Below are 15,564 nucleotides of genomic sequence, written 5' to 3' on the forward strand. Positions count from 1 at the left end.
GCTTGACCCGGTATCCAGCCGCCGCGCGTCTGCGCGGCGAGAAGAGTCTTTCGCGGTCAATGACTTGATCGCACTGGACCCCGGATCTAGTCCGGGGTGACGGGGCGCAAATGCTGCGGCTTCGTCAAACAGATCTACGTAAAGGAATTGTCAGCAAAACAAACCCGGCGCCGCCATGCGAAGCCGGGTTTTTCTGTGTTCGCTTGCCCGCACTCAGGCCAGTGTCGTCAGCACCCGGCTCGAAGCGCCTGCCTCGGCAAAACGGCTGAAGACGCCGCTGGTGGTGCTGCGCAGCCGGTCGACATCCTCGGGGCCGTAACGGTCGGAGCGGTAGCTCATCAGCACGCGGATGGAGCGTTCGCCGCCAATCATCTCTTCCATCACCTCGAATTGCAGCCCCAGCATGGATTCGTGTTTGTCGGGATCGATCTGCCGGAACTCGACGGATTTGCCATCCGGTCCGGAAAGCGTGCCGTTCAGCTTGTTCTTGGCGTGGATCTGGATGAACACCTCGAACAGATGGTCGCGGCCCGGCGTCATGCCGAGTGCCTCTTCGACCAGATCGATCGGGATTTCGCTGTGTTCCAACGAACCGTTGACCGTGTTCTTCACCGAGGAAATCAGCTCGCCGACGGTCATCTCTTCCCGGAAACGTACACGGTGGGCGACAACAGTGGTGAAATAACCGATCGTGTCGAAATAACCACTATCGGTGCGGCCGGATGCCGACGTGCCGACCACGAGATCGCTCAGCCCGCCCAGATGCCGCAGTGACGCCGCGATGGCGGCATAAACGACGTTGAACAGGGAGGCGCTGTTCTGCTTGGCGATGGCGTAAAGCCCGTCGCTGACGTGTTTTTCCAGCTTGAACTCGATCCAGCCGCCTGCCGGCGCCTCGTCATGTGAAGCTTCTGCCGGCGTGCTGTCCTGCCCGAGCAGCACAAGGCCCTTGGGTGCATCCCGCAGCATATCGGTCCAATAGGCAAGATGGTCGGCATTGACGCCCGATGCCACCTGTTTTCTGGCGAATTCATGGAAGGGCGCCGGCTTGCCCGCAAAGACAGGGGTCTTGCCCGCCACCCTTGCCCTATAGGCTTCCGTCAGCTCGTCCATCATCAGGTTCACCGACCATTCGTCCAGGACGATATGGTGGAAGAGGAAGGAGAGTACCTGGCCGCCGGTTTGCGGATTGCGCAGGAAACGCAGCCGCATCGGCAATTCGCGGGAAAGATCGAACCGCCAGGAAGCCTCCGCGTGCCGGTCCACACCTTCGCTTTCTTCGCTGGTCCAGAACCATTTGTAGCCAGGCAGGTCGTGCATGGGCACGATCTTCTGTAGAACCGTGTCGTTCTCGACGTAAAAATGGGTCCGCAGACCGGGATGGCGCTCGATAATATCGAGGAATGCGCATTCGAAGGCGCTCTCATCGACAGGGTCGAGGAAGTCGAGCGCGAAGGGTATGTTGAATATCTCGCCGAAGCCGAAAGCGGCATAGGCTTTCCAGAGCGACATCTGCGCCAGCGAAAGCGGTGCCGTGAGCGAACCGGTCTCCGTGGACTCCAACTGTGCAGGCGCTGCGGTTTCGAGACGCGTCGCCTGTTTTGCAAGCGATGCGGCGGTCGGATAGCTGAACAGGTCGTTGAACCGCACCTCGATGCCGTGATTGCTGAGAAGGCGTCCGATGATGCGAGTGGCGATCAGCGAATGACCGCCAAAGTCGAAGAAATCGTCATCCGGCCCCATGTCGGGAGATACGAGCGCCTCGCGGAATTCGGCAAGGATCGTTGCGGCAATCTCGTCGTCGCTCGAGTAAGAGGTGGCGGGCGGTGATGCTGTCGTCGCCAGTCCTCCGGAAGGGATCGAATGTGTGATGGCGGAAAAATCCGCACCGCCTTCGAGATGGGTGACGAAGCGTTCCAGCAGGAACGCCGTCCCATGCGGCGAGGTCTCCTTGCCACCCGTCAGTTCCAGACGGATATGGCCGTCAACGGTGCTGCCGGCGGCAAGCGTCAGGCCGAGGCCGGACTGGAGCGAGGGGAGCGGCAGGCGCTCGAACCGGAGGCGTTCGACGGATGAGGTTTCAGCTGACGTTGCCAGCGCCTGCAAGGTGAAGGTGGCCGCTTCGTCGTTGTGTTTGCTGCTGTTTCCGATTTTCCGTTGCAGGCCCGCCAGCACGGCCTTTTCGGCCTCCGGCAGCGACTGGCCACGCGGGATCGACACGCGGGCGACCGCGTCCGCAGGAAGCGGCAAGCCGGTCTCGCCGCCCGATTGCAACGGCAGGCGCAGGGTAACCGTATCAAGGTTACCGTTGGTTGCGATAAAATGTGCGAAACGGGCGCCCGCGCGTGCCAGAAGCGCTTCGGTCGTGGCTGAGCCGTCGAGGTCAAGCAGGGTGGCCGGGAGATCGACGCCGTGGCTGTGGCTCGCTGGTTTCGCCCCACTGTCCCGTAAAGAGATCACATGCGTGCCGGAGGCCGACCCCTGCAACCAGGGCAGCGGAAGGGGATTGACGACGCCGGTTTCGGCGATGCGCGGTAAAAGCGGCTTTGGTGCCTCTCCGGCATAGGCGGCGGCAATAGCTTCCAGAAGAATCTGCGGTGACAGGGTTTCGCCAAGCAGGCCATGCACCAGAAGCGCCAGCAGCACCTCTCCTTCGCTCAAAAGCACGATCGCCTGAAACGGCGGATCGATTTCCGCGTCATAGGGGCTTGCCTGAAGGTCGTGCAACAGGGCTATCGCCTCGTCTGTCGAAGGCGCCTGAAACAGCTGCACGAGAGAGGCCGATGGCGCTTCGACACTCTTGGCAAGGGTGCCATCTTCCCCGAAGGAAAACCGCACGCGAAGTTCCGGCCATGCATCACAAACTGTCTCCAGGGCCGATGTGAGGCGCAGGAGGTCGCTCTCGCCGCCGATGCGGTAGGTGAGAATATGCCGGAAGACCTGATCGGGGTCCTGAAATTGCGAGAACCAGACCCGCTCCTCATATTGGCTTGGCTGCGATCCGCCCGGCGGGGACGTGTCCGCACCATCGAAGGTTTCTTCGATGCGACGCGCAAGCATGCGCGAATTGTCTGCTGCCATGGTCCTCTCCTTGGAAGTGCCTGGGGGACATGTCCGGGGGCGTCGCGCCCGCTGCGGCAAGTCCCGTCTTTGTTGGGATCAATGTTCCGCGCGCGACCGTTCGATCAGCGCCTGCCAGGCGGCAAGCGTCGGCTGGCGGGCGAGATCATCATAGTCAAGGCGCGTGCCGGCGAGTTGCGAAAGCGGCGGGATCAGGCGCATGAGGGCAAGCGAATGAAGCCCGCAGCCGAACAGGTTGGCATTCGGCCCGATATCCCCTACCTCATCGTCGAGAACCTTGGCGAGATGAGCCTTGAGTTCCGTCGTCATCATTTTCGCCTCCAGCCTCGCCCCGCCGCGATTACCGGCTCACTCATCGAAGTGATCGTGAACGCCGCTTGCGCCGCGCCGCCAGTAGCCGGAAGCGCGGGTCCACTTGGGATTTGCACCGAATTCGCCGACCAGAAGGGTGCGCAGGTCTTTGGCCGTCTTCGATTCGCAGGCGACCCAGCTAAAGAAATCGCCCTCCGGCAGGTCGAGTTCGCGCAGGGCTTGCGTCAGGGCATCGTGATCGGCCCCGCCTGCACCCTTCTGCGTTACCCAGATGATCGAAGCGTCGGCTTTCGTGGCGAGTTCCAGGCGATCAGCGTCCGTCTCGACCTCGATCAGAGCGACGACGCGGGTGCCCTCAGGCATCTCTTCCAGTCGGCGCGCAAGGGCGGGAAGGCCGGTATCGTCGGCAATCAGCAGATGCCAGTCGAAGGTGAAGGGAATGGTGAACGAGCCGCGCGGGCCTGCGATCCACGCCTTATCACCCACCTTGGCGGATTTTGCCCAGTTGCTGGCAGGGCCGTCATGATGCGTGGCGAAATCGATGGCGATTTCACCCTTTTCCGCATCGAAGCTGCGCGGCGTGTAATCGCGCGCCAGCGGGCGGGGCGCACCTTCGGGAAATTCAAGACCGTTCGGGCCGATCACCGGCAGATTGGTCTCGGTTTCACCGGGGAGGGGGAAGAACATCTTGACGTGATCGTCAAAGCCAAGGCTGGCAAAGCCCTCCAGTTCCGGCCCCGTCAAAACGATGCGCACCATGGACCGGCTGAGTTTTTCCACGCGGCTAACATCGAGGCAACGCAGCTTGACGGCATGGCGATGGCGTTTGGGGGTGCGGTCGGGAATGGAGGGGTCTATGGTTTCTGGCATGGTCATGCTGTTGTCTTTCCTGGGATATCGCCGATGGGGTCGGCGGTCTCGCTGTCCCGGATCGGCTTGCCGGACAATCGCGCATCGGAATTTTCCGGCGGGCGATCCGGTGGTGTTGCGTCAGATGCGCGGACCATAACAGGCGGTTCCGGAGCTCGCAATATAACTTTCTTCAAAAACTCAAGTTTATACCCGGCGCATGGTTGGCGCCGGGTATCTGCGTTGGGGAAGAGCGATCAGCGATGGCCCGCCCAGCCTTCCACGGCGTCCAGCGTGTGGAGCGCGCTGGGGATGGATGGGGTCGTGACCCTGGTGGAATCGAGGAAGACGATCCTGCCCTCGCGTGCCGGTTTGACGAAGCGCTCCCAGCCCGGAATGATCTTTTCAAGTGCCGCGCGCGTTCCCGCTTCGCCACGGGCGGGGCTGTTATAGCTGTTCATCACCACCAGGAGATCCGGGTTGAGCTTGCCGAAAGCATCGGCGCTGAGCGGCATTGTCAGGGTCGAACCGAGCCCGCCCGACGAGGTGGCGTTGTCGATTTTCAGCCGCGCGTAACCCAGATCCTCCAGCGCCTGCACCGCACCGGACATGTCGCCCACCGCATTGATCTGGTCGGTCAGCAGTATGGCGAGATAGGTCTTGCCCTTCGCGTCTTCCCCGAGCGTTTTTTTGACGGCGGCAAGTTTTTCGTCATAGATTTTGCGGCGCTCTGCGAAGGCGTCGCTTCTGCCCGCCAGACGCGAAAGATCTTCCTCGACACTGAAGCCATAGGTGTGGCCGGTGCTTACCTTTTGCAGATAGACGGGCGCCACGGTGGAAAGCTGCTCGGCCTTGCCGCTGTCCATTTCCGTCGCGACGATCAGATCGGGTTGCAGCGCCCGCAGTTTTTCGAGGTCGATCTGGCCGACTGCGCCGAAACCTTTCGGTTTCGTGCGACCTTCACCGAGAACAGTGTCGATGAAATCGACGGCGGTGGCAAATTTGCCGTCGCTGTTACGGCCATAGGCGCCGACCACATTGGCGCCGAGATCCATCAGCGGTACGCCCAGAAGCGGCTCGTGCATGACGACGATGCGCTGCGGCTGTTCCGGAACGGCGACCGTGCGGCCGGCGGCATCGGTGACGGTTCGCTCAGCGGCAGGGCCGCTTCCGGCGGTCAGAAGTGCTGCAACGAGGATGGCAAATCGCATGGCATTCCCTTTGTTCAATGTATTCAGTGGCGGTTGGTTCTGCGCAGCGCCTGCAGGCGCAGCGTGAGGATGAAAAGCGGCACGCCGATCAGCGTCAGCGCAAGCCCGATCGGCATCGGCGTGTCGGCCACCAAACCACGCGAAAGCGTATCGGCGGTCACGACCAGAATGCCACCGGTGAGCCCCGACAGGAAAAGCCTGGCGCGGCCGACGGCGGGCGAAACGAAGGTGGCGAGCTGCGGGGCGATGACGCCGAGAAAGGTGAGGGGGCCGACTGCTGTGACGGAAGCGGCACTGAGGATGACCGCGAAAACGATGACGAGCGGGCGCGAGCGTTTGACCGTTTCACCGAGCGCCATGGCCATCTCATTGCCGAGATCGAACACTGCGAGCGCCCGGCCGATGAGGAAAATGCCGGCAAGGCTCGTCGTGAAAAGTGGCGCGAAAACGAGAATGGTCGACCAGCTCGCCTGAAACAGCGAACCTGCCATCCAGTCCGCCAGCGACAGCGAGGTTTCCGTCGGCGTGTAGAGCAAAAGCACGGAGGAAACGGAGGAAAGGGCGGATTCGATTGCGATGCCCATCAACAGGATGGCAAGCCCGCTGGAACGTTCGCGTCCGACAAGCGCGATCAGCAGGAAGGCTACGGCCAGGCCGCCGCCGACCGCCGCAAGCGCCACCAGGGTCTTTGGCGCGGCCGGCACCAGCACCAGAAGCAGCATGATGGTGGTCATCGATCCCTGGCTGAGACCAAACAGGCCGGGATCGGCGAGCGGATTGCGGGCGACGGATTGCAGCATGGCGCCGGCCAGCGCAACACTCCAGCCGGCCATGAAACCGAGCAGGATGCGCGGCAGCCGCACCGTCCACAGCGCATAGGCCTGATCGTCGCTCAGATGCCCGCCGACAAGGCCGTGCAGGAGCTCGATGAGACCTGTCTCGGTATTGCCGAGGCTGGCGGAAATGGCGGCGAGCGAAAGCGCCAGCAGGATCAGCGCAAAGCCGGCCTTCAGATTGCCGATGCCAAGCTGCAGGCCGCCCGGCAGCCGAAGGACCGCTTTGCCATCGGTGGCGAATTGCTTCCTCATGACAGCCCCCGTGCCGAAGGCGAAAGATAAAAGCGCTTGACGATGACGATGAAGACAAGGCCGCCGAGCAGGTCCATGAACAGACCGGTATTGACCACATAGGGCCTGAACAGGGTCTGCGCCCCAAGGTCGGCGAGTATGCAGAGACTTGCACCGACAAGGGCGGAAGCGGGCAAAGCGAGCCTGAAGTCCACCCCGACCAGCGGCCGGACCATATGCGGCACGATGAGGCCGACAAAGCCGATCGGACCGCAAATCGCAACGGCCGAGCCGGAGGCCAGCATGGTGGCGAAAAGTGCGACCCGCGAAACGCGCGTGACATTGACGCCGGCGGAGGCGGCCTTTTCCGTACCCAGCAGAACAAGCGTCAGCGGACGGGCGACCGACCACAGCATTGCCAGCGCAATGGCGCCGATCCACCAGAAATCGGTGAGGCGCTCGGCATAGACATGGTTGATGTTGCCGCCGACCCAGCTCAGGAATTCTGCCCGCCGTGTGGGGTTTGACAGAAGCAGGGCGTTGGTCATGCCGATCAACAGCATCGAGACAAGCGCGCCGGAAAGGATGAGCGACAGGCCGCGCGGATCGTTTGCCCGTCCGGCCAGCCGGGCGACAAGGAAGCAGGCGCCAAAGCCGAAACCGGCGCCGAAAAGCGCGACAAGCCCCTGCACCTCGGAAGGGAAATCGAACACCAGCGCGCCGGAGACCACAAAAAGCGTCGCACCTGCATTCAGGCCCAGGGTAGAGGGCGAGGCGAGGGGATTGCGGGCAAGGCCCTGCAGCACACAGCCGCTGACGGCGGTGGTAGCGCCGACATAAATCGCAATCAGCAAGCGCGGGATCTGTTGATAGAGGAGAACCGACTGTTCATAGGTTTCGGCATCGCCACGCAGAAGTGTCGCCACGATTTCGGCAAGTGGCATGTCGGCAGCCATCAGCACGAGGTTGATGACGAGAATAATGGCCAGCAGCAGGGCCGCGGCGAAGATCAGCGTTATTTTCGACGTCATGCCGGAATGGCCTGTTCCTGCCGCTCGAGGCGGGGCACGCAGATGAGCCGCCCCTGCCGGGAAAATATGTCGGCCTCGAGATCGAAGACCTCAGCGACATTTTCGGGCGTAACCGTTTTTGCAACCGGCCCGGATGCCAGAACCCGCCCGGCCTTCAGCATGACGACGTCGTCGGCGAAAGTGGAGGCGAGGTTGAGATCGTGCAGCACGACGATGACCGTCTTGCCGTGCCTGTCCGTCAGCTCGCGCACGAGGCCGAGAACGGCATATTGATATTTCATGTCGAGGTGGTTGACCGGCTCGTCCATCAGGATCACGTCCGTGTCCTGCGCCAGCACCATGGCGATGAAGGCGCGCTGGCGCTGGCCACCGGATAGCGTGTTGACCTGCGCCCTTGCCTTGTCTTCCAGCCCGACGATCCTCAGCGCCTCCGCAAAAAGTGCGCGGTCCCGCTCGGACGGACCGCCGCCAAGTCCGTAACGCGCATAACCTGCAAGCTCGATCAATTCACCAAGCGTCATATAGTCGGGGCAATGGCATTCCTGCGGCAGATAGGCGATGCGGCGGGCCAGTTCCCGACGCCCGATCTCGCCGACCAAACGCCCGCCAAGGCTTATCTCGCCTGATGACAAAGGCACGAAACCCATGATGGTTTTCAACAGCGTCGACTTGCCACATCCATTGGGACCGACCAGCGCGGTGACGCGGCCGGCCTGAAAGCGGGTGGACAGTCCCTGCAAGACGGGGATGGGGCCGTAGCTGGCGTGAAGGTCCGTGGCGTCAAGCACCGGATACAACTCCTGTTATTCATGGATCCATGCGTCGAGACGCCGCAAGGAAAGTATAAGGCATTGAATTTAAACATCGAACGAGCGGAAATCGAGTTTCCTTCCGGCAAGGACGACGGTGCGGTCTTGAAGCGACACTAAACTATAGTAAAACTCTCCACAAATCGAAATTTGCCGATTCAGGGTGTGGATTTCTTTCGGATTATTTCAGTCGAGGTGAATTATGTCAGTCGCGCTCAAGCTTCACGTCGGCATGTCGCTGGCCCCAACCTGGCTCAGCGGCGAGGCATGGCGGCGTGTGGACAGCGATATAGGCGGGGTGTTTTCCAGCGATTATTTCGTCGATCTGGCAAAGCGGGCGGAAGCCGCGCATGTGGATTTCGTGTTTCGTCCCGACACGCTTTTCCTGCGCACTGAAGGGCTGGAAACTGGCGGCGCATTTGCGAGCATGGACCCGACCATGCTTCTTGCCGCAATCGCGCGGGAGACCAGCCATGTTGGTCTGTTATCCACCGTTTCGACGACATTCCTGCCGCCCTATGTGGTTGCCCGCCAGATACAGTCGCTGAACTGGCTGAGCAACGGCCGGGCGGGGTGGAACATCGTCACGGCGCTGGATGGCCATGAAAATTTCGGCCTCAAGGAAATGCCGTCGCCGCAGGAGCGTTATGAGCGCGCCGCCGAGTTCACGCAGGTGGTGCGGCAGCTCTGGGCGAGCTTTCCAAACGAGGCGCTGAAGCTGGACAAGGAAAGCGGTCGTTTTGCCGATTCGTCGCTGGTGCGGCCGCTCGCGCACGCGGGGAAGCATTTCAGCGTCAAAGGCCCGCTCAACCTGCCGGCCCATGCCAGCCGCATTCCCCTGGTGCAGGCGGGGGCTTCGCCGGAAGGGCGAGATTTCGCCTCATCCGTGGCGGATGCGGTCTTTGCCTCCACGCCGGATATGCAAGCGGCCATCGAACTCAGGGCTGATTTGCGACGGCGCGCTGAGGACCATGGTCGCAAGCCCGACGGGGTGAAGCTGATGCCGGGTCTCAGCCTTTACCTAGCGGATACGAAAAAAGAGGCGCTGGACCTGTTTGCGGCGACCCATGGGCGGGCTAATCACGCCCGTACCTTTGCATCCATTCATAATCTGACGGGTCTGGATCTATCGGACTGGCCGCTCACGCGGGTCGTCACCGCCTCCGATCTGCCGCCGCCGCCCGACACACCCAGAAGCCGCACCCATGCCAACCTGCTGCGCCGGTTGATCGAGCGGGAAACGCTGAGCGTCGGCGATCTGCTGCGGCGGCCCGAAGTAATGGGATCGGGCCACTGGCAGATCATCGGCACGGTCGAGGACGCCTTCGAGACTATCCGCGAATGGACGGCCGCCGGTGCGATAGACGGATTTGTCGCGGTGCCAAGCGGTTCCGTTGCGTCAATGCGGCTGGTGCTGGAGCGGCTGCTTCCCCGGCTTGGCGATGCGGGGCTTTTCCGCACGGCCTATTCCGGCCGCACCTTTGCGGAGCATCTGGCCGAATAGAATTACGATCCGCCAGATTCCTTCGTCGCCTTTCTGGCAGCTTCGAGAAGCTGCTGAAAATGGCCTTCGGTCTCGGCAGTCGCCAGGAAGGATACGGTGGTGACGACGCAACAGATTTCGCCCTGGGCGTCGAAAACCGGGGCGGCCTTGCCTGTGAGGGCTGAAAACAGATGTTCGTTGAGTTCCGCGCCGCCTGTTTCCCGAATGCCGTGCAGAATTCCGGTGTCGGGACGGGAGCCGCGAAAGGCTGCCGGTTGCAGCTTGCGCACTGCCGCTACTCTGTCAGCGCTCAGATAAGCCTGGAAAACCAGCCCGCAGGCGCTGTTGTCCAGCGGCAGAACATCGCCGAGCGCCACGGTGCTGATGGAGAAGCTGGCGCTCCGGTGCCATTGCACCACAGTTGGGCCACGATCGGTCCAGATCGCCACACCACAGCTGGCGCCGATCTGCGAGGCCAGGTTCTTCATCTGCCGACCGGCGGTTTCGACTGGATTGATTCGCCTGAGCGCGCTGATGCCGATCCCAAGCGCCGCCGGACCGAGATCGTAGCTGCCGCTTGCGGGATCCTGCGTCACCAGCCCTTCGCGCACGAGGCTTTGCAGGTAACGGTGCGCGGTCGAGCGGCCGGTGCCGGCGCGTTTTGCAAGTTCGCCGAGCGCAAGCGCCTTGTCCGATCTGGCGAGAAGATTGAGAAAGCGCGCCGCAATCGACACCGACTGAATGAGGGCAGAGCGCTTCTCCCCCTCGTTTTCCGACAGATTTTCCGGCTCTTCATCCATGGCGTTCAAGCCCGCTCCCCCCATTCATGGCGTGACCATGCCTAACCCATCGGCCGGGAAATCGGAATCGATTTCTGTCGCGCTCGCCATGCAGTTCCAGGTCCCATCGTTGAGGTTCGGAAAGGCAGGTCGATAAACTTTGTTGTAAATATGGCACATCCCCTTGCGGAACCCTGATTGTCCGCAATACAGAACGCATTCTCTATTGCGAAACAGATAACGCTTCCGTTACTTGAATATGACTTTAATACTCATGTTTATTTAGGGGTGTGTGATGGGGTTTCGTTCTAGCGGTCGTTTGATGAGCGGGGTTAGCGTTTTGACGCTGTCGGCTTTGTTTGTGACGCCGGTTTTCGGCCAGGATCAGCAGGCTGCGGCGCCGGGAACGACCGTTCTCAAGCCGATTGTCGTGACCGGTGAAAAAGTCGCGCGCGACATGAAGAACACGGCGTCGTCCGTTTCAGTCGTCTCCAGCGAGAAAATCAAGAAAGAAAAGACCGGCGACCCGACCGTATCCGAGGCGATCAAGGATATTCCGAACATCGTCTACACCGACAATGTCAGCGCGCCCATCATTCGCGGGCAGGATACGCAGGGACCGAATACGGGCTCCATCGCCTTCTTCACCGGCACGGTGCCGCGCGCCACGATCAATGTCGACGGCCACTATCTCGGCTACAATGAATTCATCTATGGCGCCTCCTCCATCTGGGATGTCGACAGCATCGAAGTCTTCCGCGGTCCGCAGACAACCTCGCAGGGCGCCAACGCCATTGCCGGTGCGATCCTCGTCAATACAAAGGACCCGACCTTTACGCCGGAGGCATCCTATCAGGCTGAAATCGGCAACTATCACCAGAAGCGGGGTTCATTCGCACTTTCCGGCCCCCTGATCGAAGATGAGCTGGCGGCGCGTATGGCGATCGACTATTCCGGCCGCGACACCTTCATCGATTACATTAGCTCGGCTTTTGCCCATGACGGCACGGACCAGAACTTCAAGGAGTTCAACGGACGCTTCAAGCTTCTGTGGGAACCGGCTGAAATTCCCGGCCTTTCGACCAAGCTGACCTATTCCTACAACGCTTCGAACCGGCCGAGCCAGGAGGCGGCGTCGCGCCCCTTCGAGGATCTCAACCACATTACCACGACGATGCCGAGCTTCAGCCAGTATACCAATACCGGGATTCTGGACGTCAATTATGATTTCGAAAACGGCGTGAAACTGTTCAACCAGACGCAGTTTTCCTCGTCCATCGCCAAGCGCCGGGTCGGCATTGCGAATAATGGCGATGCGGATGTTGATCTCAAGAACACGTCGCATGAAACGCGCGTGACCTTCGGCGATCAGGAAGATGTGCTGAGCGGTGTTGCCGGTATTTATTACGCCCACACGCAGGCCGACGAAGTTCTTTATCTGCGCGGGACGTCCAGATTTGACGATACCAAGGACAATCTCGGTCTTTTCAGCGAGTTGAGCTATCGCCTGACCGACCAATGGACCCTGACCGGCGGCCTGCGCTACCAGCAGGACCAGATTCAGCGCAGCGGTTATCGCACGTTGAGCGCGACCTCCAGAAGCTCGGTCAATTATGACGAAACCTTCTCGGAAATTCTGCCAAAAGCCTCGTTGGCCTACGCCATCAATGACGACTGGACGGTGGGCGGCCTGATCAGCCGCGGTTACAATCCCGGCGGTGTCGCATTCGACCTGACGACCAGCAAATGGCGGACCTTCGACAAGGAAACCATCTGGAACTACGAGCTGTTCACGCGTGCCAACCTGCTGGACGATACGCTGACGGTAAACGGCAACCTGTTCTACATGGACATGAAGAACGCCCAGTTTAACGTGCCGGTGGTTGTCTCCACGGGCATCAGCGAATCCTACACCGTCAATGCCGAGGAGGCGCATGCCTATGGTCTGGAAATCGGCGTGGATTATCAGGTCCTCGACAATCTGACACTGAAGGCCAGCGCGGGTCTACTGAAGACGAAGATCGACGAGATTTCCAGCAACGCCGCCTATGTCGGCAAGGAATTCGCCAAATCGCCGGGTTACAGCTTCACCGTCGGCGCCAGCTGGGACGTGACCGATAAATTCACCGTTTCAGGGCAGGTGCGCCATCTCGACGGTTATTATTCGGACACGGACAACAAGGCCATTTATGCGATCGACCCCTATACGATCGCGGATTTGCGGGCGAGCTACAAGTTCAAGGAAGAGCTTGAATTCTACGCCTACGTCAAGAACGTCTTCGACGAGCGCGCACCGACGCTGATGAAGGAAAACCGCGGCATTGGCGGCATCGAGGCCAGCATGACCGAACCGCGCATGTTCGGCATCGGCGTGCGCGGCACGTTCTGAGCCGCCACCTGAGTTGAAAAGCAAACGGCCTTCGAAGTGATCTTCGAAGGCCTTTTTTGATGCAGAACCCTTCACACGCGCCGTCATCCTCGGGCTTGTCCCGAGGATCCAACCACGTAGGGTTAGATCAATCGGTTGCAGATGCTCGGGACAGGCCCGAGCATGACGAAGGAGAGGTTTCAGGCCTCTGCAAAACCTGACTCCTCGACGCCGGGAAAGCCTCAGAAAAACGCCTGAATGCCCGTCTGCGCCCGGCCGAGGATCAGCGCGTGAACGTCATGCGTGCCCTCATAGGTATTGACCGTCTCGAGGTTCTGGGCGTGGCGCATGACGTGATATTCGATCTGGATACCGTTGCCGCCATGCATGTCGCGGGCCTGGCGGGCGATGTCCAGCGCCTTGCCGCAATTGTTGCGCTTGATGATGGAGATCATTTCCGGCGCCATTCTGTGTTCGTCCATCAGACGGCCGACGCGCAACGATGCCTGAAGGCCGAGGGCGATTTCGGTCTGCATGTCGGCGAGCTTCTTCTGGTAAAGCTGCATGCCGGCCAGCGGCTTGCCGAACTGCTTGCGGTCGAGACCATATTGCAGGGCGCGGAACCAGCAATCTTCCGCCGCACCCATGACCCCCCAGGAAATGCCGTAACGAGCGCGGTTGAGGCAGCCGAACGGGCCTTTCAGGCCGGAGACATTGGGCAGCAGCGCGTCTTCGCCCACTTCCACGCCGTCCAGAACGATCTCGCCCGTAATGGAGGCGCGCAGCGACAGCTTGCCGCCGATCTTGGGGGCGGAGAGACCCTTCATGCCCTTTTCCAGCACGAAACCGCGGATCTGGTTGTCATGGGCTTCCGATTTCGCCCAGACGACGAAGACATCGGCGATCGGCGCATTGGAAATCCACATTTTTGAACCGCGCAGGCGATAGCCGCCGGCGATCTTTTCAGCGCGGGTCTTCATGCCGCCGGGATCGGAACCGGCATCCGGCTCGGTCAGGCCGAAACAGCCGATCAGCTCCCCCGAGACGAGGCCGGGCAGATATTTCTTCTTCTGCTCGTCGGAGCCATAGGCGAAGATCGGATGGATGACGAGCGAGGACTGCACGCTCATCATCGAGCGGTAACCGCTGTCGATCCGTTCCACTTCGCGGGCGACGAGACCATAGGCCACGTAACTTGCATTGGCTGCGCCATATTCTTCCGGCAGGGTGACGCCGAGAAGGCCGGTGCGGCCCATCAGGCGAAACAGTTCAGGCTCGGTGGTCTCGGAAAGATAGGCCTCGGAGACACGCGGCAGAAGTTCCGATTTGCCGAAGGCGGCGGCGGCGTCGCGGATCATCCGCTCGTCGTCGGTCAGTTGGTCTTCGAGCAGAAAAGGGTCCTGCCAATTGAATGCTGCGTGTTCGCTCACGTGATGCCTCCGGATTTGCTGGCCGGATTATTGGTATTCGAGCCAGTCGGCACAAGCCATGTTTACTCATTTTTGCATTACATATAGTAATGGCTCATGACGTCTCTCAGCCGCAAACTTCTGCCCTCCACCAGTGCGCTTGCCGCCTTCGATTCCGTTGCCCGGCTCGGCAGTTTTTCCGCCGCAGCGGACGAGCTTGCATTAACGCAGGGGGCGATCAGCCGGCAGGTTATGTCACTGGAAGAACAGCTTGGCGTGCGCCTGTTCGAGCGCGGCGCACGCGGGGTGGCGCTGACGACCGAGGGCAGCGCCTATGCGAAATCGATTGCCGCAGCCCTTGGCGAGATACGCTCCGCGTCCCTCCAGATCATGACCAAAACGCATGGCAATACACTGAACCTTGCCATGCTGCCGACATTCGGCACCCGCTGGCTTCTGCCGCGTATTCCGGATTTCGTGGCGAACCATCCCGAAATCACCATCAATTTCGCCACCCGTATCGGGCAATTCGATTTTGAGCGCGAGCAGCTGGATATGGCGATCCATATCGGTCAGGCGGACTGGCCGGGGGCGGAAAGCACCTTTCTGATGCATGAAATGGTCGCCCCGGTGTGCAGTCCCGAGTTTCTGAAGGCGCATCCAATCGAAAAGGGCGAACATATTGCGGCGCTTCCGCTTCTGCACATGGCTTCGCGGCCGGGCGCATGGAGCCACTGGTTCGAAAGCCTCGGCCTGTCGCTTGCCCTGCCGCAGGGCATGCGTTTCGAGCAGTTTTCCAGCGTGGCGCAGGCCTGCATCGCCGGACTGGGCGTGGCGCTGATGCCGCTTTTCCTGATCGATAATGAGCTGAAATCGCGGCAGCTGGTGAAAGCCTTCGATCATCAGGCCAAAAGCCCCAGCTCCTATTATGCCGTGGCGCCGCTTTCGCGCGCCAACCACGTTCCGGTCGTGCTGTTTCGCGACTGGCTGGTGCGGCAGGTGGAGGCCTATCGTGCGGCCAGCAATCCACAGCTCTAAAAAATAATAGCACTTTTTTCGGGCGTTTAGACTTTATGCCTCGGTTTTCGCCCCGTTTTGCCCCGCCCCGGACTCGACAGGGCGGTTTTGCTCGACTATCGTGATTAAACGTTTAATCAGCCCTTTC

General features: G+C 60.8%; 12 protein-coding genes. 3 read left to right on the top strand and 9 right to left on the bottom strand.

Features of this window, described 5'->3' with window-relative positions; translation table 11 throughout:
- Positions 1-213: 213 nt before the first annotated feature.
- The 7 genes from FY152_22425 to FY152_22455 all read right to left on the bottom strand — a co-directional run bounded on the left by FY152_22425 (position 214) and on the right by FY152_22455 (position 8,348).
- The gene (locus tag FY152_22425; protein ID UXS34851.1) at positions 214-3,081 is read right to left on the bottom strand and encodes an agrobactine synthetase subunit F; all 2,868 of its coding nucleotides are present in this window, start codon (positions 3,079-3,081) and stop codon (positions 214-216) included.
- 78 nt (positions 3,082-3,159) lie between these two features.
- The gene (locus FY152_22430) at positions 3,160-3,393 is read right to left on the bottom strand and encodes a hypothetical protein (protein ID UXS34852.1); all 234 of its coding nucleotides are present in this window, start codon (positions 3,391-3,393) and stop codon (positions 3,160-3,162) included.
- A gap of 36 nt (positions 3,394-3,429) precedes the next feature.
- Complete coding sequence (locus FY152_22435; GenBank protein UXS34853.1) at positions 3,430-4,269, bottom strand: siderophore-interacting protein; 840 nt, start codon at positions 4,267-4,269, stop codon at positions 3,430-3,432.
- Between the two features lie 230 nt (positions 4,270-4,499).
- Positions 4,500-5,453, bottom strand: coding sequence for an ABC transporter substrate-binding protein (locus FY152_22440; protein ID UXS34854.1), 954 nt, complete (start codon positions 5,451-5,453; stop codon positions 4,500-4,502).
- A 23-nt stretch (positions 5,454-5,476) separates the two neighbouring features.
- Positions 5,477-6,541: an iron ABC transporter permease gene (locus tag FY152_22445; GenBank protein ID UXS34855.1), complete on the bottom strand. Its 1,065-nt coding sequence runs from the start codon at positions 6,539-6,541 to the stop codon at positions 5,477-5,479.
- Positions 6,538-7,551: an iron ABC transporter permease gene (locus FY152_22450; GenBank protein ID UXS34856.1), complete on the bottom strand. Its 1,014-nt coding sequence runs from the start codon at positions 7,549-7,551 to the stop codon at positions 6,538-6,540. Before FY152_22450 ends, FY152_22445 begins: the two co-directional genes overlap by 4 nt.
- A complete protein-coding gene (locus tag FY152_22455) occupies positions 7,548-8,348 on the bottom strand; it encodes an ABC transporter ATP-binding protein (protein UXS34857.1) in 801 nt (266 codons plus the stop codon). The genes FY152_22450 and FY152_22455 overlap by 4 nt, the downstream gene beginning before the upstream one ends.
- Positions 8,349-8,562: 214 nt before the next feature.
- Here FY152_22455 and FY152_22460 point away from each other — a divergent pair, with 214 nt between their 5' ends.
- Positions 8,563-9,864, top strand: coding sequence for an NtaA/DmoA family FMN-dependent monooxygenase (locus tag FY152_22460; GenBank protein UXS34858.1), 1,302 nt, complete (start codon positions 8,563-8,565; stop codon positions 9,862-9,864).
- A 2-nt stretch (positions 9,865-9,866) separates the two neighbouring features.
- Here the strand turns inward: FY152_22460 and FY152_22465 are convergent, their stop codons facing one another.
- On the bottom strand, positions 9,867-10,643 hold the full coding sequence (locus FY152_22465; GenBank protein ID UXS35160.1) for an IclR family transcriptional regulator: 777 nt from the start codon (positions 10,641-10,643) through the stop codon (positions 9,867-9,869).
- 301 nt (positions 10,644-10,944) lie between these two features.
- Here FY152_22465 and FY152_22470 point away from each other — a divergent pair, with 301 nt between their 5' ends.
- Entirely contained in the window at positions 10,945-13,011 is a 2,067-nt protein-coding gene (locus FY152_22470; GenBank protein UXS34859.1) for a TonB-dependent receptor, read from the top strand.
- Positions 13,012-13,232: 221 nt separating this feature from the next.
- Here the strand turns inward: FY152_22470 and FY152_22475 are convergent, their stop codons facing one another.
- Entirely contained in the window at positions 13,233-14,420 is a 1,188-nt protein-coding gene (locus tag FY152_22475; GenBank protein ID UXS34860.1) for an acyl-CoA dehydrogenase, read from the bottom strand.
- 96 nt (positions 14,421-14,516) lie between these two features.
- Between FY152_22475 and FY152_22480 the strand changes: the two genes are divergently transcribed.
- Complete coding sequence (locus tag FY152_22480; protein ID UXS34861.1) at positions 14,517-15,437, top strand: LysR family transcriptional regulator; 921 nt, start codon at positions 14,517-14,519, stop codon at positions 15,435-15,437.
- Positions 15,438-15,564: the final 127 nt, after the last annotated feature.

It is taken from the genome of Agrobacterium tumefaciens, assembly GCA_025560025.1.
GTDB lineage: Bacteria > Pseudomonadota > Alphaproteobacteria > Rhizobiales > Rhizobiaceae > Agrobacterium.